This is a genomic window from Natranaeroarchaeum sulfidigenes (genome assembly GCF_017094485.1).
GTDB classification, from domain to species: Archaea; Halobacteriota; Halobacteria; order Halobacteriales; family Natronoarchaeaceae; genus Natranaeroarchaeum; species Natranaeroarchaeum sulfidigenes.
Map to the genome: position 1 here is coordinate 2,613,468 of NZ_CP064786.1, position 21,850 is coordinate 2,635,317.

At 61.7% G+C, this 21,850-nt stretch carries 26 protein-coding genes and 2 tRNA genes; 15 read left to right on the top strand and 13 right to left on the bottom strand.

Annotated features, from left to right (window positions below; translation table 11 throughout):
- The first annotated feature begins 37 nt into the window (after positions 1-37).
- Complete coding sequence (locus AArcS_RS13615) at positions 38-652, top strand: DUF309 domain-containing protein (protein WP_238477967.1); 615 nt, start codon at positions 38-40, stop codon at positions 650-652.
- Here AArcS_RS13615 and azf read toward each other — a convergent pair whose 3' ends face one another.
- Positions 653-1,414: an NAD-dependent glucose-6-phosphate dehydrogenase Azf gene (gene azf, locus AArcS_RS13620; protein WP_238477968.1), complete on the bottom strand. Its 762-nt coding sequence runs from the start codon at positions 1,412-1,414 to the stop codon at positions 653-655.
- 126 nt (positions 1,415-1,540) lie between these two features.
- On the opposite strand from azf, the gene AArcS_RS13625 reads away from it, so the two are divergent.
- The 3 genes from AArcS_RS13625 to AArcS_RS13635 all read left to right on the top strand — a co-directional run bounded on the left by AArcS_RS13625 (position 1,541) and on the right by AArcS_RS13635 (position 3,786).
- On the top strand, positions 1,541-1,885 hold the full coding sequence (locus AArcS_RS13625; RefSeq protein ID WP_238477969.1) for a dihydroneopterin aldolase family protein: 345 nt from the start codon (positions 1,541-1,543) through the stop codon (positions 1,883-1,885).
- A gap of 320 nt (positions 1,886-2,205) precedes the next feature.
- Entirely contained in the window at positions 2,206-3,261 is a 1,056-nt protein-coding gene (locus AArcS_RS13630) for a DUF7544 domain-containing protein (protein ID WP_238477970.1), read from the top strand.
- A 114-nt stretch (positions 3,262-3,375) separates the two neighbouring features.
- A complete protein-coding gene (locus AArcS_RS13635; protein WP_238477971.1) occupies positions 3,376-3,786 on the top strand; it encodes a DUF5790 family protein in 411 nt (136 codons plus the stop codon).
- 60 nt (positions 3,787-3,846) lie between these two features.
- On the opposite strand, the gene AArcS_RS13640 is transcribed toward AArcS_RS13635, so the two are convergent.
- From AArcS_RS13640 to AArcS_RS13655, 4 genes are all read right to left on the bottom strand, one after another.
- Positions 3,847-4,584 (bottom strand): creatininase family protein, encoded by a 738-nt coding sequence (locus tag AArcS_RS13640; RefSeq protein ID WP_238477972.1) that lies wholly within the window; start codon positions 4,582-4,584, stop codon positions 3,847-3,849.
- 31 nt (positions 4,585-4,615) lie between these two features.
- A complete protein-coding gene (locus tag AArcS_RS13645) occupies positions 4,616-6,550 on the bottom strand; it encodes an ABC transporter ATP-binding protein (protein ID WP_238477973.1) in 1,935 nt (644 codons plus the stop codon).
- A gap of 61 nt (positions 6,551-6,611) precedes the next feature.
- The gene (locus AArcS_RS13650) at positions 6,612-6,881 is read right to left on the bottom strand and encodes a DUF7538 family protein (protein ID WP_238477974.1); all 270 of its coding nucleotides are present in this window, start codon (positions 6,879-6,881) and stop codon (positions 6,612-6,614) included.
- A 42-nt stretch (positions 6,882-6,923) separates the two neighbouring features.
- Positions 6,924-7,427, bottom strand: a complete 504-nt coding sequence (locus tag AArcS_RS13655; protein WP_238477975.1) for a DUF192 domain-containing protein — start codon at positions 7,425-7,427, stop codon at positions 6,924-6,926.
- 85 nt (positions 7,428-7,512) lie between these two features.
- Here AArcS_RS13655 and AArcS_RS13660 point away from each other — a divergent pair.
- Positions 7,513-7,586, top strand: a tRNA-Val gene (locus tag AArcS_RS13660).
- A 280-nt stretch (positions 7,587-7,866) separates the two neighbouring features.
- On the opposite strand, the gene AArcS_RS13665 is transcribed toward AArcS_RS13660, so the two are convergent.
- Positions 7,867-8,100 carry a hypothetical protein gene (locus tag AArcS_RS13665; protein WP_238477976.1) on the bottom strand — a complete coding sequence of 78 codons (234 nt, stop codon included), beginning with the start codon at positions 8,098-8,100 and terminating at the stop codon, positions 7,867-7,869.
- A 143-nt stretch (positions 8,101-8,243) separates the two neighbouring features.
- Between AArcS_RS13665 and AArcS_RS13670 the strand changes: the two genes are divergently transcribed.
- Together AArcS_RS13670 and AArcS_RS13675 are read left to right on the top strand one after the other, a co-directional pair.
- Positions 8,244-9,614: a hypothetical protein gene (locus AArcS_RS13670; RefSeq protein WP_238477977.1), complete on the top strand. Its 1,371-nt coding sequence runs from the start codon at positions 8,244-8,246 to the stop codon at positions 9,612-9,614.
- Between the two features lie 94 nt (positions 9,615-9,708).
- Positions 9,709-9,782: transfer RNA gene (locus tag AArcS_RS13675), tRNA-Phe, on the top strand.
- A 282-nt stretch (positions 9,783-10,064) separates the two neighbouring features.
- On the opposite strand, the gene AArcS_RS13680 is transcribed toward AArcS_RS13675, so the two are convergent.
- Together AArcS_RS13680 and AArcS_RS13685 are read right to left on the bottom strand one after the other, a co-directional pair.
- Positions 10,065-11,816 (bottom strand): hypothetical protein, encoded by a 1,752-nt coding sequence (locus AArcS_RS13680; RefSeq protein ID WP_238477978.1) that lies wholly within the window; start codon positions 11,814-11,816, stop codon positions 10,065-10,067.
- Between the two features lie 151 nt (positions 11,817-11,967).
- Positions 11,968-12,600 (bottom strand): vitamin K epoxide reductase family protein, encoded by a 633-nt coding sequence (locus AArcS_RS13685; RefSeq protein ID WP_238477979.1) that lies wholly within the window; start codon positions 12,598-12,600, stop codon positions 11,968-11,970.
- Positions 12,601-12,883: 283 nt separating this feature from the next.
- On the opposite strand from AArcS_RS13685, the gene AArcS_RS13690 reads away from it, so the two are divergent.
- Positions 12,884-14,194 (top strand): MFS transporter, encoded by a 1,311-nt coding sequence (locus tag AArcS_RS13690; protein WP_238477980.1) that lies wholly within the window; start codon positions 12,884-12,886, stop codon positions 14,192-14,194.
- Positions 14,195-14,247: 53 nt separating this feature from the next.
- Positions 14,248-14,523 (top strand): ubiquitin-like small modifier protein 1, encoded by a 276-nt coding sequence (locus tag AArcS_RS13695; RefSeq protein WP_238477981.1) that lies wholly within the window; start codon positions 14,248-14,250, stop codon positions 14,521-14,523.
- Between the two features lie 6 nt (positions 14,524-14,529).
- Here AArcS_RS13695 and AArcS_RS13700 read toward each other — a convergent pair whose 3' ends face one another.
- A complete protein-coding gene (locus AArcS_RS13700; RefSeq protein ID WP_310736995.1) occupies positions 14,530-14,904 on the bottom strand; it encodes a MoaD/ThiS family protein in 375 nt (124 codons plus the stop codon).
- Positions 14,905-15,055: 151 nt separating this feature from the next.
- On the opposite strand from AArcS_RS13700, the gene AArcS_RS13705 reads away from it, so the two are divergent.
- The 3 genes from AArcS_RS13705 to AArcS_RS13715 are packed head-to-tail and all read left to right on the top strand — an operon-like array spanning position 15,056 to position 16,117.
- Positions 15,056-15,433 (top strand): DUF7971 family protein, encoded by a 378-nt coding sequence (locus AArcS_RS13705; RefSeq protein ID WP_238477983.1) that lies wholly within the window; start codon positions 15,056-15,058, stop codon positions 15,431-15,433.
- 43 nt (positions 15,434-15,476) lie between these two features.
- Positions 15,477-15,737, top strand: coding sequence for a MoaD-like domain-containing protein (locus AArcS_RS13710; RefSeq protein ID WP_238477984.1), 261 nt, complete (start codon positions 15,477-15,479; stop codon positions 15,735-15,737).
- A gap of 8 nt (positions 15,738-15,745) precedes the next feature.
- Positions 15,746-16,117 carry a DUF8048 family protein gene (locus tag AArcS_RS13715; protein ID WP_238477985.1) on the top strand — a complete coding sequence of 124 codons (372 nt, stop codon included), beginning with the start codon at positions 15,746-15,748 and terminating at the stop codon, positions 16,115-16,117.
- A gap of 9 nt (positions 16,118-16,126) precedes the next feature.
- Here the strand turns inward: AArcS_RS13715 and AArcS_RS13720 are convergent, their stop codons facing one another.
- The 4 genes from AArcS_RS13720 to AArcS_RS13735 form a co-directional block, all read right to left on the bottom strand.
- Positions 16,127-16,483 (bottom strand): DUF8159 domain-containing protein, encoded by a 357-nt coding sequence (locus tag AArcS_RS13720; RefSeq protein ID WP_238477986.1) that lies wholly within the window; start codon positions 16,481-16,483, stop codon positions 16,127-16,129.
- Positions 16,484-16,497: 14 nt separating this feature from the next.
- Positions 16,498-18,432 (bottom strand): aldehyde ferredoxin oxidoreductase family protein, encoded by a 1,935-nt coding sequence (locus AArcS_RS13725; RefSeq protein ID WP_238477987.1) that lies wholly within the window; start codon positions 18,430-18,432, stop codon positions 16,498-16,500.
- Positions 18,433-18,516: 84 nt separating this feature from the next.
- Positions 18,517-18,843 carry a 2Fe-2S iron-sulfur cluster-binding protein gene (locus tag AArcS_RS13730; protein WP_238477988.1) on the bottom strand — a complete coding sequence of 109 codons (327 nt, stop codon included), beginning with the start codon at positions 18,841-18,843 and terminating at the stop codon, positions 18,517-18,519.
- 63 nt (positions 18,844-18,906) lie between these two features.
- The gene (locus AArcS_RS13735; protein ID WP_238477989.1) at positions 18,907-19,074 is read right to left on the bottom strand and encodes a hypothetical protein; all 168 of its coding nucleotides are present in this window, start codon (positions 19,072-19,074) and stop codon (positions 18,907-18,909) included.
- 88 nt (positions 19,075-19,162) lie between these two features.
- Between AArcS_RS13735 and AArcS_RS13740 the strand changes: the two genes are divergently transcribed.
- The 3 genes from AArcS_RS13740 to AArcS_RS13750 all read left to right on the top strand — a co-directional run bounded on the left by AArcS_RS13740 (position 19,163) and on the right by AArcS_RS13750 (position 21,654).
- The gene (locus tag AArcS_RS13740; RefSeq protein ID WP_238477990.1) at positions 19,163-19,855 is read left to right on the top strand and encodes a carbonic anhydrase; all 693 of its coding nucleotides are present in this window, start codon (positions 19,163-19,165) and stop codon (positions 19,853-19,855) included.
- Between the two features lie 196 nt (positions 19,856-20,051).
- On the top strand, positions 20,052-20,246 hold the full coding sequence (locus AArcS_RS13745; protein WP_006087767.1) for a cold-shock protein: 195 nt from the start codon (positions 20,052-20,054) through the stop codon (positions 20,244-20,246).
- Positions 20,247-20,427: 181 nt separating this feature from the next.
- Complete coding sequence (locus tag AArcS_RS13750) at positions 20,428-21,654, top strand: FAD-dependent oxidoreductase (protein WP_238477991.1); 1,227 nt, start codon at positions 20,428-20,430, stop codon at positions 21,652-21,654.
- The last annotated feature ends 196 nt before the right edge of the window (positions 21,655-21,850 follow it).

The window sequence follows — 21,850 nt, forward strand, 5'->3', positions numbered from 1 at the left end:
CGAGACGTTTACACGGGTTCGCGCGAATCCATCACATATGGACGCGGAGTTGCGGGCCGGGGTCGCGATCTACAACGCGGGGGAGTACCACGCCGCCCACGACGCGTGGGAGGAGCGCTGGCTCGAACTGGAGGACGGCACCGACGACGAGCGGTTCCTGCACGGCCTGATCCAGTTCACTGCCGCGATCTATCATGCACACAATCGAAATTGGGCGGGCGCGACGGGACTGGCAGAGAGTGCGCTTGGCTATCTCGATGGACTACCCGATCCCTATCGTGATGTCCGTCTCGACGGTGTCCGAACGTATCTCGACGTGCTTGCCGATGACCCCGAGGTGATCGAACGACGTGATCCCCCGGAGCTTATGTGGAATGGTACTGCGCTCGGTCTTCCAGAGCTTGAGGTGGACGCAGCGTTCCTCGTGGCGTCCGTACTGGCCGAGGAAGATGACCGCTGGGACGAGTCCCTCGTCGAGGACGCCGTGAGCTACGCCCGCGAAGAACTCGACGCGGCGGAGACGACCTTCCTGACGCTCGTACTCGATTTCGTCGGCGATCACGAGAACAGAGGGCTCATCTATCAACGTCTTGTCGAGCACGTCGAACGGCGGAAGCACCGCGAGGAGGACGTCGACGGGCTCTTCGAATAGCTACTTGACGCGCTGTTTGCCGTCGAACTCGGCGGAGTTGTCGCGTGGTTCGTAGCCCAGTGCTTCCTTCGCGCGTTCGAGGGAGTAATACTTCCGGTCGTTGTCAGAAATCCCATAGACGATCTCGTAGTCGTAGTCGGCTTCGAGCGACCGTTCGGCAAGGTGTGCACAGTCACGATGGGAGAGCCACATCGCCTGGCCGCGCTCGTAGTCGATCGGTGGGTGGTTCTTGGTGAGGTTACCGATTCGCAGACAGACGACATCGAGATCATACTGGTCGTGATAGTATCGACAGAGCGTCTCGCCCGCTGCCTTGCTGACACCGTAGAAGTTCCCCGGGCGGGGGAGTTCGGTGCCATCGAGCCGGAACTCATCGTGTGTCCGATACATTTCGGGTGTGCGCTCGTCGGTCTCGAATGCGCCAACAGCGTGGTTCGAGGACGCGAAGACGAACTTCTCGACGCCCTCATCGACAGCGGCCTGCAGAATCGTTTTCGTCCCATCGATGTTGTTTTCCAGTACGCTGCTCCATGGGGCTTCCGGGCGGGGATCGCCGGCGAGGTGAATAACTGCGCCGATGCCCTCCATCGCGTCGCGCATTGCGTCTTCGTCGGTGATATCCGCGGCAACGAACTCGCCAGGGAGCTCTTTCTCGGGTGGGCTTCGTGCGAGACATCGCCACTCGTAGTCGTCGCCGATGCCGTCGAGGATCGCGGTACCGACCCGTCCCGTCGCGCCGGTGAGTAGTACGGGGTCGTCCATTCATGTGACCAGTGGTATAGCCCAGTAAAGTACCATGCGGTTTCTCCCGATGAACGAGTCGCTCGGCTTACGGGGTCTGAGACGTGGTTTCGGGATCCTTTAGTCCACGCCGCCGCGAGTGGTCGTATGGAACCAACCGTCGGAGAGCGCGCGTGTTTCGAGGCCGGAATCAAGTTCGGCACGCTGTATCACCAGTTCGCCGGAACGCCGGTAAGCCCCGACAGCGCGGCCAGTCTGGAACGCGCCATGGAGGAGGCGATCGAGAACCAACCCCACGCCAGCACGGTCACAGTCGATATCCTCGAAGAGGAACTCGATGCAGCGATCGATCACGGTTACACCGAATTGACTGGCGAGTTTATGGAGGTCGAGATCGTCATCGAGTACGAGGACAACGAGGTGGTCACGAGTATGGCGATGGAAGACGGGTATCCGTTGATGCGAGTCAACGATATTCGCCGCGGAGAGTAGGCGAGCCGCGTCGACGATATTCGCCGCGGAGAGTAGGCGAGCCGCGTCGACGATATTCGCCGCGGAGAGTAGGCGAGCCGCGTCGACGATATTCGCCGCGGAGAGTAGGCGAGCCGCGTCGACGATATTCGCCGCGGAGAGTAGGCGAGCCGCGTCGACGATATTCGCCGCGGAGAGTAGGCGAGCCGCGTCGACGATATTCGCCGCGGAGAGTAGGCGAGCCGCGTCGACGATATTCGCCGCGGAGAGTAGGCGAGCCGCCACGATCAGCGCGGCGCTCTCCAACAGCGTATTTTACCCTGGATCTGTAAGGTCTTTCTATGAGTCTCTCTGCCGTCAGCTCCGCGGGCGACGCGATCGATCTCACACGGGAGTTCATGACGCCGTTTTCGCCCGGTCGAATCCTCAAGCTCTCGGTCGTTGTCTTCCTACTTAGCGGCGGTGGGATCAGCCTCTCGGCGAACGTCCCACCGATCCCGCCGACGCTCGATCCGACCTATAGCGGGCCGACCGCAGAGGATGCCACGGTAGAGGAACTGTTCGCCGAAGCGGAAGTTACAGACGCCGGGCTCGGTGCGATCCCCGAAGAGCTGTTGGTGGCGCTGCTCATCGCAGCCGCAGTCCTCGGACTGCTCGCCATCGCGTTCGCGGCGATCGCATCGATCGCCGAGTTCGTTTTCATCGAGTCGCTCCGCAGCGGCGACGTGACGATCAGAAAGTACACCTCACGGCGCTGGAAACAGGGCCTTTCCCTGCTCGTGTTCCGGATCGCTCTTGGGGTGCTTTCGACGGCGTTCGTACTCCTGACAGCGCTGTTCGTGCTGGAACTCGGAGTCGTCGACTCGCTCACTCGTGCGCTCGTGTACGCCGGAACCGCGGGTGCACTGGTCGTTCTGACGATGACGGTGATCAGTAGTCTAACGACCTATTTCGTCGTCCCGGCGATGATACAGGAAGACAGGGGAATTCTATCGGGCTGGAAACGAGTGTGGACAGCGTTACGGTCCCAACCCGTCGAGTTCGTAGTTTTCGTGATCGTACAGTACGTGCTGGGGCTGGTCCTCGCCGCGGTGGTTGCGACCGTCCTCGTCTTCTCGGGCGGGCTGATCGCGCTCGCGCTCGCCGTCGTGTTTGGGACGATCATCATCGTGGGGGGGCTCGGGGTTACTTCGGGAGCAGGACTGGCACTTGTCGGGGCCGCCGTGGTGATCGGTCTGACACTGCTGGCGATCATCGCCGCAGTCCTGCAGGTTCCAGTCCAGAGCTATCTTCGATACTACGCGTTGCTCGTGCTCGGTGACGTCGATGATCGACTGGATCTGGTACCAGACCAGCGCGAGCGTGCTCGCGAGAGTCAGCTTGGGCTCGGGACGTGATAGACCGTTCGTAACTCGGCTGCCCACGGGATCCGACGAATAACGACCCATACTGACTGATTTCACTTTCACTTTCGGGCGACTTTTTAACAGCAGTCGCGTTGAAGTAGTGATATGAGCCAGTCAACGCTCGACAACGACGAACTGTTCGGCGAAGCGGCCTCGGAGATGCGTGACGATGTCGAGGCCTCGCTTGCAGACGCGCGTGCAGAACTTCCCGACAGCGAGTCGGTCTGGGAGGCGCAGGGCGACAACGTACTCGGGGTGCTAAACGGGTTGCGCTCGGCGCTGGATGTCGGTGCGGCGGCCGACCACCTCCGCGACGCCAAAAAGTGGTTCACGATGGGCCAGCGCGCCGACGCCTTTGACGACGCCGAGGATCTCGAAGCGTCGATCGAGGAGGTCGAGGAGCTGATCGGGACGATCGAGGATGCCAGCGAGCAGGTCGGCGATCTCACCGCAACGATTCCGGATCTCAAAAGCACGCTCGAAGACGCCGCGAGCGAAGACGACGAGGAAGAGTAAGCTCCTGTCGACCACCATTCGGCCGGACAGTCAGTCAGTCGAGCAGCAGCCGTCGATCCGTCATCTGTCTTCTGGTCGTTCTACGTCCCGAGTTACCACCGCATCCAGCAGATCCGCGAGTGCGGCCGCCGCGAGACCCAGTAGCACTTCGCCGCGCTCGGCGTCGCCTGCGGTGGGATCTCCGACGACGCCGTTCTCGGTGAACTCCGCAGAGTCGTAGGCGAGGTTGACCCCGCTTTGCCACTCGCCCCAACCGTCGCTGGCACCCTCTCGGGCGTCCGCGATTCGATCCTCATCGACGTGGGCCGGGCTGACGTGACGCAGTAGCGCGGTTTCGAGCGGGCCGCCGTGACCCATCTCGGAGCTGTGCTCACCGACTGCCTCGAACCAGGTAAACGGGACCGCGTAAGCGTCATCGTGGCGTGTGATCCGCCCGGTAACCTCACGGAGTGCGTCGACGTTCCCCCCGTGTCCGTTTACGAGGACGACCCGGTCCCAGCCGTGATAGGCGAGGCTCCCGACAGTCTCGCGGACGTACGAGCGAAACGTCTCCTCGCTCACCCAGAGGGTCCCGGGGAACTGGCGATGTTCCTCGGCGACGCCGACGGGAATCGAGGGGGCGATGACTACCTCGCCGTCGTACTCCTCCGCCCCGGCCTCAGCGACCGCCTCGGCGGTAAAGACATCCGTTCCCAGTGGCGCGTGTGGGCCGTGCTGTTCCGTACTTCCGACCGGCACGATGGCGACATCGGCGTCACTCGTAGCGGCGTCCGTCCAGGTAGCGTCGCTCAGTTGCACGCCGGTAGGTTGTGTGGGCGAGGGTAAATAATCAGTCGTCGTCGGTCTCGGTGCGGGCCTGACGTTTTGCCGCCCGTTCGATGAACTCCTGTGGTAGCTGGTCTATTTCGCCTGCCTGTACGCCCCAGAGGTGGGCGTAAAGCCCGTCGTTATCCAGCAGGTCCCCGTGGGTCCCTCGCTCGACGATCCGTCCACCTTCGAGAACGAGGATCGTCTCGGCGTCCTTGATCGTCGAGAGCCGGTGGGCAATCGAGAACGTCGTTCGATCCTCGGTGAGCCGGTCCAGACTGCGCTGGATGAGCATCTCCGTCTCGGTGTCGACGTCGCTGGTCGCCTCGTCGAGGATCAGGATCTCGGGGTCCTTGAGGATCGCGCGAGCGATCGAGAGTCGCTGGCGCTGACCCCCGGAGAGCTTGACTCCTCGCTCACCGACTTCGGTGTCGTAGCCGTCGGGCAAGTTCTGAATAAACTCGTGAGCTTCGGCCATCTTTGCGGCCTCGATCACGTCCTCTCGGTCGACGTCAAAGGTGCCGTAACGGATGTTCTCCTCGACCGTTCCATAGAAGAGGAACGTATCCTGGCTGACGTAACCGATAGATCTCCGGAGGCTATCGAGCGTGACGTTCCGGAGATCCTGACCGTCGATCCGAACCGCACCCTCGTCGACGTCGTACATCCGCAATAGGAGTTTGAGAACCGTCGATTTGCCAGCGCCAGTCGGTCCGACGAGCGCAAGCGTCTCGCCTCCCTCGACAGTGAAGTCGATATCGTCGATGATAGTCTCCTCGTCGTAGCCGAAGGTGACGTCGTCGTACTCGACGCGTCCCTCTGAAATAGTCAGGTCGGTTGCGTTCGGATCTTCTTCGACCCGGCTTGGCTCGTCCATCAATCCAAATATCCGTGCCGAGGACGCCCGAGCGCGCTGGTACATGTTGATTATCTGCCCGAACTGGGCCATCGGCCAGATAAAGCGCTGGGTGTAGAGGATGAAGACGACGAAGGTTCCGGTCCGGAGTTCGCCTGTAAACGGTCCCGGCGCGCCCTGAAAGACCCACAGTCCCCCCACGATGAAGGTGATCACGAAACCGAGTCCGGCGATGACTCGCAGGCCAGGGAAGAACTTGATCCGGGTCTCGATCGCGTCCCAGTTGGCGTCGAAGTAGTCCATCGAGACATCGTCGACGCGGTCGGACTCGTAGTCCTCGGTCGTGCTCGACTTGATCACCTGGATCCCACCGAGGTTGTTTTCGAGTCTGGAGTTGACGTTCCCGACCGTCGATCGGACCACTGCGTACTTGGGCTGGATGATCTTGATGAAGACGTAGGTAAAAACCATGATCAGCGGGACGGGCAACATCGCGACCAGGGCGAGCTGCCAGTTGTACGCAAAGAGCAAGAATCCGATCCCGAACACCATCACGACGAGCCGAAACAGCGAGTTCATCCCGTCGTTGAGGAACCGTTCGAGGCGATTGACATCGTTCGAGAGGATCGACATCATCTCGCCGGTCTGCTTGTCGGCGAAAAACTCCATGTTCAGCCGCTGCATCTTGTCGTAGGTGTCGGTGCGGACGTCGTGCTGGATATTCTGTGCAAAGGAGTTGAATCCCCAGTTGCGCGTCCAGTGGAAGGCGGCACCGAACAGAAACGCTCCGGCGATAATGGCGATAGTCAGCCAGAACTGCCCCTCCTGCGACGCCGGAACGATCGGTGCGATGAGACTCCCTCCGACCGGGAATGCCTCGGCATACCCCACATCCTCGAAAAAGACGGCGTCGATCGCGACGCCGAGCATGATCGGCGGGAGCAGATCCAGAATCCGCGCGAAGACGCTCGCGATAATGCCGACGACCGCCTGAAACCGGTACTGGCTACCGTAGGCACTGAACAACCGCTTCATCGGGTTCTCGATCTTGTCCCGCTGCTCCTCGAAGGGATCGTCCTCGTCCCAGTCGACGCCGCTCATTCGAGCGGACTAGCAGACACCGGTTAAAAAGGGTTTGTCAGCACGGGAGATTGGCCGCTTTCTAGAGAGTTCGCGCCTCGACATCGGGATCGATCCCTGCGGCATCGAGATCCAGCCGGATCCGCTCGCGAAGCGGTGCCGGGACCGTTTCGCGCCCGACGGGAACTGCGGTCTCGCCGTCGCCTTTCACCTTCCAGTAGAGCACGCAGTCGCTCGGTTCGTAGTACTCGATGCTGTAGTACTCGCCCGCGCCCTCGTAGTGGACCCGCGCGGCGAAGCCCTCGCGCTGCCAGCCGTCCGCCTCGGTGAGCGCGTCCAGCGTCTCGGTCATACGGGTTCTTCACGTCACACAGTGCCTATGAGTTTCGGTCCGTTACTTCTGGTACTCGATCTCGACCCGATCACCGACGCTTGCCCCCTGCTCGGTCATGTATCCTTCCGGCACTTCGAGGACGTATTTTCCTCGCCCGCTGTACTCCTGGTCCTCGCCGTCCTCGTCGGGCCCCGGTTCGGGCGCGCTGTGGATCGTCGTGATCTCGCCGTCGGTGTCGACGAAAACGATGTCGATGCCGAAGGACATGTTCCGCATGACGTAGGTTCGCTCGTCCTCGTCGTCGTGGACGAACAACATCCCCTCACCCGCATCGAGGGAGTCGTGTTCGCTCAGCCCGGTGAGTCGCTCGGAGCGAGTGTCCGCGACTTCGGCATCGACGACTGCGAGCGTCTCGTCGTCCTCGCCGATGATCTCGACCGTCGCTTCGGAGTGCTCGCTCGACCACGGGAACAGACCCATCTGGCTGGCGTACAGGCCCAGCCCTGCGAACGCGAGCACAATAAGCGTCAGCGAGAACGCGACCCGGAGAGGGCTGTCGACCATAAACGTGGTATCGGTCGGCACGAGGGTAAGCGTACCGACCGAGAAAGAAAGCGTTATTCCGGTGGGTCGTCTTCGTTTCGGTGTCGGGTTCGTGGTCTAGCTGGTTATGACGTGGCCTTTACAAGGCCGAGGTCGGCGGTTCGAACCCGCCCGAACCCATCCTTGCTGTCGCGAACAGCTCCGTGAGCGACAGCAAGATCATAGAGGGCGGTTCGAACCATGGAGTGCGAGGTGAGCGAGCGACTGCGAGCGAACGGGAACGACAGCGGTTCGATTTTACGACGAACGGACGTGAGGAGTAAATCTCACCACGTGAGCGGTGGGTTCGAACCCTGCCAGTCTCGCGCAGCGGAGCGAGCACGTCTGGGTCTGGTTCGAACCCGCCCGAACACAGTCGTCACTACTCGCTGTCGATCCCTCTCAAAAAATCCGGTTTCGCTTACGTGTCGTCTTCGGGCGTCGCGAACCCGGCTCCGCCAGCGACGATTGCCGCGGAGGCGATCAGTGTAGCCCCGAGCACGACGTAGTCGTCACTCGGCGAGAGACCACCGATTGCGGCGGCGGCGTCGACGATGAAGACGGTCACGAAGACGCTCAGGATTGCGAACACGAGCATCACTGCGGCAGCGATCAGCCCGCTTACCAGTGCGCCAAAGGAGTTGAGTACACTCACAGCAGGACAGTATCTGTATCAGACATATATATTCAGTGGATACCAGTCGTGGGCACTGCATCGTACTTCACTCGGAAAGGTTGTACTCTTCGAGACAGTAACTGGCAAATACGTTGATTCGCTGATACTCCATACCGTGGAACGTGTCTACTACTCCGACGGACCGGCGGGCAATACTCGCCGTCCCCGTCACCTTTCTGGCGGGCTGTCTCGGTGGCGAGGACGACGAGCCATCGGAGGTGGCGGAAACCGATTCGCACGACGGGTACGTCAGCGTCCCCGATCAGACGGGAGACGGTCGATCGGTGACGGTGACGGCGATGTCCGCGTCGACGGAGTACTATCTCGAACTCCGGTACGATGGTGGATCGACGACCACGGACGCGTTCGCCGCCAACGAGGTCGGGGAAGACCTCGAACTGGAGCTCGATCCACCGCTCGAATCGGATACGGCTATCACTGCGTTGCTCCGGACGACGGGCGACGACGAAACAGTGCTCCGCCACCAGTTCGAGTACGAGGTCGAGGTGCCCGGAGGGGCGCTCACGGTGCGCGAACAACGGGGGACGGGCGAGCAGTTTGTCGTCGACGAGATGAGCGCTGACGCTCCGTATACTCTCGTCGTCGACTACGGATCGGGCCGCGTCGAAACCAACGAGTTCGAGGCCGACCGCACGGTCGACAACCTCGTCCTCGACCTCGACCCACCGATCAGGGAGGATCACGATGTCGAGGCGGTGCTCCGGACGGCGGACGGCGAGTGGGAACTAGCCGACGAAACGGTGGCGTACGTCTTCGAGCGGACGGCCTCACTTCGCGTCGTAGACCAGAGTGGAGACGGACGGACCCTCGATATCGCCGAGGCGAGCGCGAACGTCGAGTACGAACTCGTCGCTGTGTACGACGGAACCACCATCGAGACCGACGCGTTCGCGACCGAAACACGGGTCGCACCAGAGCTGGAGCTCGACCCGCGAATCGTCGAGGAGACGACCGTCGAAGTCACCGTCCGGGCGGCCGAAGACGCCACACCGCTCCAGCGAGAGGAGCTAACCTTCACTCCCAACTCGCCCGAGGGACCAGTGCTGACCGAAGACGAGGCGATCCGCATCGCGGAGGACACGTTCCCGCTGATCGGCTCGCCGTCCGTCTTCGAGCGCTGGCTGGACGACCCGGTCGAGGTCGAGGCTCACCCCGACGGCTATCGGGTGCGACTGGGCTATCTGGCGGCTCGCCAGCGGGCCGTCTTCTCGTCGGCTGCGGACCGGACGGAGGCGGCGACCGCCGAATTCGCGATCGACGTCTTCGAGGCCCTGTTCACCAGCGACTACCGCGTCCTCGACGTCGAGATAGCGTCCTGGCTGACCTCGGGGACCAATGATATGGAACAGATGGGGACCACACGACTTCATCGGGATGCTGTCTCGGGAGTTAACTGGAACGATCTCCGGGACGATCCGACGGAGACCCTGCCCTCCGTCGCCGAGAGCTACGAATTCGAGTACTTCGACTGATCGACGGCAAGCCGTGGGGTGTGGTAGCCAACCAGCCGTGATTCGAAATCCTTTTTCCTTCCATCGATAGAGTTAGTGATACACCGCACGGTGGGCCGCCTTAGCTCAGACTGGGAGAGCACTCGACTGAAGATCGAGCTGTCCCCGGTTCAAATCCGGGAGGCGGCATGGCTTTTTCGCTCGATCCGCATTCGAAAAGCGATCGCTTCGATTGAAGATCGAGTTGTCCCCGTCCCCGCGAGCGAAGTGAGCGGGGGCTCGGAAGACGAGCGCAGAGAAGTCTTCCGGTGGTTCAAATCCGGGAGGCGGCATGGCTTTTTCGCTCGATCCGCATTCGAAAAGCGATCGCTTCGATTGAAGATCGATTTGAACTAGACTGAGGTTCTGCGAGCGAAGCGAGCAGGTTCTCGGGCGGAGTTCACAATCCGGGAGGCGGCACCCTTACTCCGCCTAGTACGACGCGACACCCCAGACCCATTCGACGGGCTGGACCTCGACACCATCTGGCCGGTCGACGGTATGATCATCCCAGTCCTCGAACTCGACGTGTGTCCGGACTGCATCGAGATCATCGTCCTCTCTGATGAGCTCCTGAGATATTTCGACGACGTACCCGGTCTCCCGGTCGAGTGTCACTTCGACATCCGCGGTTTCGACCGATCCATACCCCTGCCTGTTAACTGGAACGGGATCGGGCCCACTGGCGGCAATCGTAATCGTGTCGTGGGATTCGTCGACGACCGCCCATTCCTGATCGAAGAACTCGGGGGTGGTGGTGATCGATTCGGTCGGCTGGTCGATTATTTCGTACCCGGCGACAGAATAGACGGTCCAGTTTCCGGCCGTCCGTTCGTGCCAGGCGTGGTCGGCAGGCTCGGACGGTGGCTGTGGATCCTGAGGATCGGTCCACTGCATGGCGAACTGTTTCGTACTGAAATAGGCCGTGGTTGAACTCGTCGGCGTATCGTTGTGATCGAATGTGGTAAAGGAAACGAGATGGCGGCGCTGCTGATGATCAGTTTCGTACTGGAACTGCACCGGTTTTTCCCACCGCTCCTGTGTCTCGTTGTACGCGTACGTGGTATCGACGGCACGGTGATTTGCTTCGGTCTGTGGCATCGCAGCGTCATCTATGAGTGCTGTGGCGTCATCGAATTCGTCGACTGGTCCGGGTTCCTCGACGGCGTCGACCGGTTGGACATCCAGTGCGCGGACTGACCCGCTCCCGACCAGCAACGCCGTCACCAGCAGGAGTGCCAGTACAAGAGCGACCGGATTGGCGACGAGTGGTCGGTTCCGAACGGTATACGAGAGCGACTGTGAGTCGGCTTTGTCTCCGGAGCTGTGTTGCTCTGACAGGGCCGTTCCACAGCAGACCGGGAGCAGATGACGGTAACACACCCGCGCGTGGAAGGTGGCGTACACTGCGACGCAAGCGCTCGTGAGGAGTACAAAGACGCCGATCGCGAGCGGCTCGTGTAATGGTGCCACCAGATAGGTAACCACGCTCGGAATCGTAAACAGGACGGTGGTGACGAGCGCGTATCCGAGCACAGTGAGCGGTCGCGTTCTGGCGAACCGGAGGCTCTCGCGGACAGCACTGACTGGTCCCGCATCGGTCCAGCAGACCACGCAGTCGAAGAACCGTACCGAGAGCACACCGACAGACAGTCCCAGTCCAACGAGCACGCCGCTGAGGTGGAACATCCTGACTGCAGAGACCAGTTGTCCGTAGCCGAGTGCGTACGATATGTAGCCAGCAATCGTCAGGATGGTGAGCACGACCGCGTGGAGAACGAGTGTAGCGAGGATGCCGACCAGAAGGCTCACGACCAGTGCAACACCGAGTCCGGCCACCAGCACACGGCCTCGACGCCGGAGCGTGTCGAGAGTGAGCCGGGCCGTCTCCCGAAGCTGGCCGTCGGGAATTCCGGCGATTCGGGTCGTCTCGGGGTCGACGCCGCTTTCGTCTTCGTCCCGGCCGACCCTCGCGTAGATACCGACCAGTACCGGGATACTGATGAAGTTAGCGAGCAACGCGCCGAGGCCAACGACAGCTGTTCTCTCCAGCGGCATGGTTCTGCCCGCGGCGATCGTTCCGGCCCCGAGCAGGACCGCGATAGCGAGACATGTCGCCAGGACGCCCACGAGCAGATCGCCACCTGGCGTGCGACGATACGCCCGCTCTATGGCCGTTTGCATACCGACCGCTTTCACAGCTTCAGCTTATGAATCTACTGCTAGATCCTGGAAGTAAACCCGGATGTCGGCATGTTGCTCTCCGCAAACGTCTCTCGACTGGGTGTCCGCTGGGAGACGGTGAGAGCACTCACCGATCACACCCACTCGTTGCTCAGAACGGAACGGCATCGGGCAGCGGGAGCATCGGGACAACGAACATCCCCAGAATCGTCATCGCACCGATCAGCATCGGGAAGGCGATGATGGCAAGGTTGGTCTCACTGACCAGTCGTTTGAGATCCGGGTACATGGTCGAGAGTGACGGCGTCGAGCTCTTGCTGAGGATCGCCAGTTCAAGCCCGAACAGGATAACTGTCGCGCTCGCCGAAACCATACAGAACGGGCAGATTTCACCGATCGGCACTAGCTGCAGGTAGACGAAGTACGCGGAGAACGCGACGCCGCTTGCCGTGATCGGTGTGAGAATCTTGATGATAAGCGGGTGACGGGTGTCGAACCACCAGAGCGTCAGGCCGAGCGTACCCAGATAGTACACCGCGCCGAGGGTGGCCAGTGGAATGCCGAAGACGTAGGCCCACGGGCTGGTAATGACCTCGATGCTGCCCTGCACCGGAGCATCAGCGGGTATTGCGGGAAGTGCGAACATATGGATAGCCGTCAGCATGATGCTAACGAGCCAGCCGACGACCGCGACGACTCCGAATATGCCGAATAGAACCGACACACGTGAAGAGTATTCCCAGTCGTAGTCGAATGCCTGAATCGTGCGAGTGTGCGTTGCCATACACGAGATAGTACGTCTACGGAGTATTAAAGAATTGTGCTTTATTCCCAATATAGTGTACCACAGCACAGACTGTTTTACAGCCAATCGTCCCATTAGCGTTTTGAGGTCTCTAAACCACTATATACGCCACCTCACGTCCCTCGACACCAGGTGTTGTGCAGAGAAAGAACAACACCGGTTACAGAGCCCGGTATCCAAACACCCATGTCGCATCCGTCCATCGTTTCGATCAAGACGGAATGTTGCCTTCCAAGAGTACCGCGGCAGAGTACCCAGATCGATGAGGAACCTGCTCGGCGTCAATCCGCAGGTGCTTGCACTCGCGCTCGCGCGGATGTCCGAGTCCGTCGGGAACTCGTTTCTCATCGTCGTTCTGCCGCTGTTCATTGCCAGCGAGTTCGTCACCGGCGCGACGTTCGGGCTGACCGAGGTGTTCATTACCGGGCTGGTGCTCTCGATTTTTGGGTTCGTCAACAGTCCGCTCCAGCCGTTTACAGGACGCCTGTCCGATCGAACCGGCAGGCGGAAGATCTACGTTCTGTTCGGGCTAGTCCTGATCGCAGTCGCGAGCTTCGCGTACTCGCTGGCCTCCACCTACTGGCATCTGATCGTGTTGCGGGTCTTCCAGGGCGTCGCGGGCGCATTCATCATCCCGACGACCGTCGCGCTGGTCAACGACCTCGCGACCGACGAGAACCGCGGCGGGAACATGGGGACGTACAACACGTTCCGACTGGTCGGGTTTGGCGTCGGTCCGATCGCCGCCGGTGGTGTCGTCGCGGCGGGGCCGTACTCGATCCCGCTCGGCGCGACGACGCTCTCGATCACCGGCTTCGACGCCGCTTTTTACTTCGCGGCGTCGACGGCGACGCTCGCGTTCGTTCTCGTGCTCGGACTGATCCGGGACCCGGACATCGAGCCCAGTGAACCCGAGGGGTCAGCACTCGACAGCTTTCAGGTGTTCGACCGGACCGGCACACAGCTGTTCGATCCGGTGTTTGCCCTCGGTATCGTCTCCTTCTTCATGGCCGTCGGGATCGCAGTCTTTGCGACACTCGGGGATATCGTGAACACCGAGCTAAATCAGGGTCCCGAGATGTTCGGCCTGCAGTTTGCCGCGTTCGTCCTCGCCCAGATCTTCCTGCAGGCACCGATCGGACGCGCGACGGACTTCTACGGCCGGAAGGCGTTTATCGTGGCCGGGACAATCCTGCTCGTTCCGACGACGCTGGTACAGGGGCTTGTCCCCGACCTTGCGCTGGCAGGAATGTCGGATTCGTGGGTGATGTTCGCCGCTCGATTCCTGCAGGGTGTTGCAGGGGCGATGGTCTTTGCCCCCGCACTTGCACTCGCAGGTGATATCGCTCCCGACGGCGAGTCCGGATCAACACTCTCGGTGCTCACGATGGCCTTCGGGTTCGGCGTCGCCGCCGGACCGCTACTGTCGGGCATCCTCGTCGCGTGGGGATTCGTCGTCCCCTTTGCCTTTGCCGCCGCGCTCGCCGGGATCGGTGTCGTGGTCGTCCTGACACAGGTTGACGAGGTCAACGCGCCCCGCCGAGCAGTCCCGCTGGTCGGCAAGGTGACGTGACGCCACGACGTCCGCGCGATTCGTTTTATATCTCTGCAGTGCCAGCATTGCGTATGGAGATCGAGATCCGTTCGTTCGCCAGTTTCCGCGAGGCACTCGGCCAGAAAACGCTCAACCGGACGGCTCCCGACGGCGCGACCGTCGGCGATGTCCTCCGCGAGCTCGCCGAGGAGTACCCGGATCTGGAAGTGTTCGAGGCGGACGGCACACCGCGGGAGTACATCACGGTGATGAAAAACGGGAAAGACGTCGTACACATGGACGGGATGGAGACGGCGCTCGACGACGGCGATACGATCAGCGCGTTCCCGCCGGTCGCTGGCGGCTGAGCCAATTCAACAGCAGTAGATAAACGGGTAGACGAGCGCGACGCGGTCACCATCCGAGAGTTCCGTATCCAGGCCGTCGAGATGTTCGTTGAACGTTCCGTTAACGACGACCCGGGCGTACCGTCTGGTCTGCTCTCCTTCGGGGTTTTTGGCGTACTTCCCCGGAAGCTCGTCGAGCTGTGGTGCCCACCCCCGTGTGGTCGCCTCGTCTTCGGTGTCGGCGATCAGCATCTCTCGCACGTCGTACTCCGCGAAGAACGCATCGAGGAACTCGCGAAGCGTCTGTCCCTCGAACCGATACTCCAGTCGGCCGGTACCAACTTTCGACCGGACGTGACCGGTACAGCGAACCTGTACGGTGGTTTCTACTGCTCTGGACATCTCCGTGGAGCGCTCGTTCGATCGCCGGGCGCGCTGTCGTGTCTCCCCCATACATCGTTCTACGACGTACACCTGAAAGCAGCTAGTGCCGAAGATGTTCGGTCACTCGGGCGGCGGTATCTTTTCTTTCCAAGGAGCCCACAGTAGCCGTATGGACGAGATCGAGCTGTACATCCCCGAGGGAATCGTCGACGCGCTGCCGGCGGACGGCGAAGAGACGAAACAGGATATGGGCCGAGCAATCGAGGGCTGGGAACGCGAGCTCAACGCCGCGCTCGCCGACGACGAGATGGGGGCGGTGGTGGACATAATCGACCACTTCGAGGAGCGCTGGGAGGCCTACGACGAGTACGTCGTCGAGTTGCGCGCGTGGGGCCAGTCGCCGATCTACGCGATGGGATGGCGGGATCTTCACGCCGCCGTCATCCACCAGCTCTACGATCACGACGAGCTCGCAAAGCGAATCGACCGCGAGCGCAACGCTCGCATCGTCGACGACGGGATCAGGCACGGCGGCGGGCCCTCGTGATGGCTGGACCGCTCCTCCCGTGGCTTGCACAGGTGGCTCCGCAATGATCGAGCGCGAACGCAGCTATCGCGGTGTATCCGCCAGAGCCCTCGTTGGCTATCTGGATAACCTCGGCGGCGAGCGGGTCGACGATCGAACCGTCGAGGGCGAGGACTGGCGCGCCTCCGTCTCGGAATCGAAAGTGAGCGTTGGCCCCTCGATGACGCTCACCGAAACAACGGTCACGTTCGAGGGCGAGCGCGCGGAGACGCTGGACTCGCTGATCGAGAAGTTCTCACAGAAGGCGATCCGCGCCGGGGGGTAGCTCCGGGAATGGCCGATTCCGAGCGCACGCATCCGATCGAGGGCCAGACCGTACTACTCGCCGGAGCGCGTGCCAGCGTTACCCTCACCCGGCTTTCGGCGCTCCTCGAACGGGCCCAGCAACAGCTCGTCGGTCGGTACGCCGAGTATGAAAGACGCTTCGAGCGCGTCGACGGTGCAGAGGGCCGAAACTACTTTCTCGCACCGGAGGGCCACTGGGCAGAGGTGGGTGAGGACCTCGATCTCACAGACCGCGAGGCCGACGCGCTCAGACGCGCTCACGAAGCGCAGTTCCTCCGGGACGGCCGGACCGTCGGTCGACGTGAGGAGTTCGAGACGAGCGTCGAGATCAGGGAACCAGTCGCTATCGCCCCGCCGTGACGCGGTTGCTCAGGGGGTCGTGATCGTGTCGACGACCCGCTCGGAGAACTCTAGTTCGGTCAACTCCCCGTTGTGTAGCTCGTCGATCCATTCGGCCTCTACGTACCAGCGGCCCTTTTTGTTGCCCTCGAAGTCGGTAACGAGCGCGTCGATATCCGCACCCGACCAGTCCTCGGCGTGCAGGTCGCGAAAGACGTTGATCACCCGGCCGACCTCACGATGGGGAACGACGCTTTCGGAGTCGGCAGCAATGGACTCGTAGCTGAGCTCGTAGCCGTCGGCCGTTTCGGTCACCTCGTCGACGTAGACGCCGTGGCTGGTGAGGCGTGATTCTACTCGAAACTCGAAATCGTCCGTGTCGTTCATACATAGGGGGGCGGTCAGTCGTCGGCCGGTGCCGCCGAGTCTCCCGCGGAGACGCCAGTGCCCGGGCCGATGTCGATGCCGAGGTCGTCGAGCTTTTCGTCCGGTACGACGCCGTCGACCCACTCTCGAACCTCGTAGTACTCGTCTTTGAGCTGGTCGAGTTCGGCCAGTTGGCCCTCACTACCGCCCTGTGCGGGGATGGCGTCCTCGTGGCCCTCGACGAACCGGCCGGGCAGGTCGTCGTCCGCGCCGTCGAAGCCGGCGAGGTTGTTGTAGTAGCGTTCGAGGTTGTAGATGCGCTCGCCCGCCTCCATCAGCTCCTCTTCGGTGACGTCACGGCCGGTCATGCCGTTGTACTGGAGGACGTACTCCTCGATCCCCTCGGCGAAGGCGTTGAACTTGCAGATGTCGAACGAATCCGAGATGGCGTGCAGATCCTGAAAGAGCGCACAGAGTTCGCCTTTCCCCTCCGGGTCATGTGGGTCGACTTGCTCGGGAATGCCGAGAATCTCCGCGGCGGGCGTGTAGCCCCGAAGGTGGCAGGCCCCGCGGTTCGAGGTGGCGTAGCCGATCGCCATCCCTTTCATGCAGCGCGGGTCGTAGGCGGCCATCGTCTGGCCTTTCACCGCCAGCGAGTTCCCTTCGGCGTCGAACTCGTCTTCCAGGTGTGCCGGGCCGCCAGCGAGGTGGTCGCCGAGATCGTCCGACCGGTGGGCGATCCGACCGAGCATGTCGATCATCGTCTCGGTGTCGCCCCAATCCAGGCCATCTCCTATGTCGTCGAACTTCCCCTCGTCGGTCATCTCCATGGCCATCGCCATGGTGTTGCCCGCGTCGATGGTGTCGATGCCGAGGTCGTTACAGCGATCGATCATCACTGTGGTCGCCTCGGCGTCGGTCTGTCCGGAGTTCGGGCCAAGCGCCCAGCCGGACTCGTACTCGAAGGACTCCATCCGGACGTTCAGCTCCTCGCCTTTGTGCTGGGTCTGGACCTCGACTTCCTTCTTGCAGGCGACCGGACAGGAGTGACAGGTCGGCTCGTCGACCAGAATGTTCTCCCGGACGTGCTCGCCCGAGACCAGTTCGGCGTCGAGGTCGCCGCCCTCGGACTCGCGCATCGACCGGGTCGACGTGTACTTCGCGTTCTTGGTCGGCAGACCGTCCATCTCCTCGGTGAGGTTCATCAGGACGTTGGTACCGTACACCGACAGCCCCCCCTTGTTGGGGCCGGTCACGTCGGACTCCTGGATGAGCTGCATCGCCTGCTTGTGTCCCTCGCGGAACGTCTCCTGATCGGCGGGCTTTGGCATCCGAGTCTGGGATTTGACGACGACCGCCTTGAGGTTCTTCGAGCCCATCACCGCGCCAGTGCCGCCACGGCCCGAGGCCCGGTCGTCCTCGTTGACGATACAGGCGTACCGGACCTGATTCTCGCCGCCCGGCCCGATCGCCATGATCGAGAGGTTCTTGCCGTACTGGCCGTCGATCTCGTCTTCGACCGTCTCGACGGTCTCGTGGACGCCGCTTCCCCACAGATGCGAGGCATCGCGGAGCTCGACCTCGCCGTCCTCGACGTAGGCATACACCGGCTCCTCGGCTTTGCCCTCGAACAGCAGGCCGTCGAAGCCAGCCCACTTCAGGCGCGCGCCCGACCAGCCGCCGTGGTGGGAGTCGGTTACCTGCCCTCTGATCGGTGACTTCGTACAGACCGCGATCCGTCCACTCATCGTCGTCTGGGTTCCCGTCAGGGGCCCGTTCATGAACGCGATCAGGTTATCGGGGCCCAGCGGATCGACGTCCGGCCCCTGCTCGAAGACGTACTTGACGCCCAGCCCACGGGCCCCAATGTACTTTTTTGCGTCTTCGTCATCGATCCCCTCGTAGTTCACCTCGCCCTCGCTGAGGTCGATCCGTGCCACGTGATCGTGGAATCCGCCCAAATCTGTCATGATTATCTATGTTTTATAACTCGGAGGACGACCTACTTAATCGTTCGGTAGTAATTCGCAGGGACGTTTCGCACAAGCAGCGGTTTACTCCGCGTCGTCGACGTTTTGCCCCCAGAATCCGGGATGTTTTGTCACTGTGAGGTCGCCGTCGACTATCGTCTGACAGGCTAGCCGCAATCCATCATCGCGGTCGTGGGGCGGGAACGAGAGCCGGCGAAGTTCGCCGTCGGTTGGCTCCCCGGCTGAGCCCTCGACCTCGACCGCACAGGTTCCACATGTCGCCATCCCGTGGCAGTTCAGGCGGTCGGACAGGCCGTTGTGGGGGCTCTCATTCGCCCGGAGCAGGACGTCGCGGAGGATCTCACCGGCCTCACAGTGTATCTCTCGGCCGTGGAACCGTACTGTCGGCATGAGGGCGTGTACGACTCCAGAACCCGTATATTTTGGCGTCGCTGTCCCCGTTGCCAGCGATACCTACTCTTCGCCGACGTACACCGTCGCGAGTCGTTCCTTGCAGTGCGGACAGTTCAGCGTCTGCCACTTCGTCGGATCGAGGTCGCCGTACGTCTCCGACCGGATCGCGTCCTCAACTGGGACCGACGTGTCGCAGGTATCACACTCGTAGATGTCCTGAGTAGGCATGGCGAATCGTTGTCCTCGCGACGGCTTAATTCCCGACGACTACTCGACCGACCGGTAGATAAAAACAGCCTCGCATCGCACCCATCGTATGGCGGAGACATCACTCACAGAGCTCCTCGAACGCAACGCCCGTCACGTCGAATCGCTCGACAGCGACCACTTCGCGGGCGTCGAGGACACACAGGCGCCCGTTGCGGTGTCGATTTGCTGTTCTGACTCGCGGGTTCCTCACGACGGAATGTGGGATGTGACGCATCCGGGCTGGCTGTTCACGCCCAGTACGATCGGTAATCAGGTCTGGGACATCCATGACGGCGAGCGCGTCGTCGACGGAAGCCTGTTGTATCCGATGATCAACACCAGAACGAACGTCACGCTCGTCGTCGGCCATACCGGCTGCGGGGCCGTGTCCGCCGCGCTCGACGCCGTCCAGAACGGGCCCGGGATGGTTCCGGCTGGCATCGAGAAGTGGGTCGATCTGATCGTCCCCGTCGTCGAGGCCGGCCTGAACGACGAGCGGATCGACGCGGACCGGGACGTGAGCCTGGTCGACCAGCTCGTGGAGTACAACGTCGACCGACAGATCGAGTTCTTGCTGGAGAGCGATGACGTCCCCGAGACGGAGACCGTCTACGGCTTCGTGTATGACTTTCAGGGCGTCTACAGCGACGAACGTGGACGTGCGTATCTGGTCAACGCGGACGGCGAAACCGACGTGGCCGCGCTTCGGGAGCTTGCACCCACGAAGTATCACGACGCGGTCGACCGGCTACTACAGTAGTTCGACCCACACGGACCGGAGGACCGTCCGACCGGTCGCTCGTCATCGTTGATAGCTCGGTGTGTTACACACCACAGGGCGAATAAACAAATGTTCATAGTATTCTACCCGGAGTAAGACAATGTTTCAAAATATTTGAAGATGCTAAACACGTATCACAACCCTTATCCGTGTAACCGGCGTCGGTTTGGTTGCAATGGCGAAAGGAAACGTTGATTTCTTCAACGACACAGGCGGCTACGGTTTCATTTCGACGGACGACGCGGACGATGACGTATTCTTCCACATGGAAGACGTTGGCGGTCCGGACCTCGAAGAAGGCACAGACATCGAATTCGATATCGAACAGGCCCCCAAGGGCCCCCGGGCGACCAACGTCACCCGACTCTAATTCGGTTCTCCGTTTTCCGACGGCGAATACGAACGATATTTTATTTCGGACTCACCCCGAACAGTGACGACGCTGTCGGAGCGGCCAAACAAGTAGGACCGACGCTATATTGCTCTCTCGGTAGCGGTCGCTCACCACCGTGACCGTGCCTATGAAGTTCGTTCTGTCCGTAGTATACACGATGCACAGTACGGAAGTACTCGTCGTCGGTGGAGGGGGAACAGGGATCGGAATCGCACGGGACCTGGCGATGCGCGGCGTTGACGTAACGCTCGTCGACCGTGGGGGACTCGGCATCGGGACGACCGGGCGATCACACGGGCTGTTACACAGCGGCGCGCGCTATGCGGAGGCTGACGCGGCTGGCGCACGCGAGTGTATCGTCGAAAACGAGATCCTGCGCGACATTGCTGGTGCGTGTATCCGCGACACTGGTGGCTACTTCATCAGACTCGAAGACGATGATCCCGAGTACTTCGAGGAGAAGTACGAGGCGTGTCTGGACCACGATATCCCGGCAGAGCGGCTCTCACCGGAGCAGGCCCGCGAGGACGTGCCGGACCTGTCCGAGGATGTCACCGAAGTGATGGCCGTCCCAGACGGCGTGATCTACCCGTCACGACTCGTCGCGGCGACGGCCGCCGATGCCCGCGATCACGGTGCGACGATCCTTCCAGACGCCCCCGTGACTGACCTGTTCAAAGACGACGGTCGAGTGATCGGTGCGGCGGTCGATCACGACGTCGGGAAGATCCACGCCGACCACGTGGTCAACGCGACCGGAGCGTGGGCCGGACAGCTGGGCGACATGGCTGGCGTCGACGTCGAGATGAAACCGACACGCGGCGTCATGATCTGCCAGGAGTACGAGGGACTCGACAGGGTTCTCAACCGGGCCCGGGATCCCGACGACGGCGACATAGTCATCCCGCACGCCGACGAGGTGGTTCTTGGGACAACGAGTGTCGAGGTCGACGATCCGGACGAGTACGAGACCGAAGAGTGGGAGGTCGAACGCACCATCGAGGAGTGTGCAGCGATGTTCCCACCTGCGGCCAACGCACACGAAACGCGAACCTACTGGGGCGTCCGCCCGCTGTACGCACCCGAGGAAGCCGAAACCGGCGGTGCACGTGGGATCTCCCGTGGGTTCTTCGTTCTCGATCACGACGAGCGCGACGAAGTCGACGGCTTTACCAGCGTCGTCGGCGGAAAGCTCACGACCCACCGCATGATGGCCGAGGCTGCGGCCGACGCGATTGCCGACCGGCTCGACGTCGAGGAGCCGTCTAGAACTGCCGAGGAGCCGCTGTACGCCAGCGATGATCCCGACACACTCGATGCGCTCGTCGACGAGTTCGACATCGACGGCCCCGCCGACGCCGACGTGATCGGCAGTGGCCAGTAGAACAGGAGCGGAGGACTGAGAACTCCAGTAGCTGTTGATACCGGTCGCTGTCGCCGGGTAATCCCTATACTACAATTCTCGAAGCCCTAACTACAGCTTTCGAGGTATATCGCTACAGTTACCGAACTGGAGTACTACAGCTCTCGAATCGTATTACTACAAATATTGAAGTGAAGCGATCGGCGCGGGCAGTACC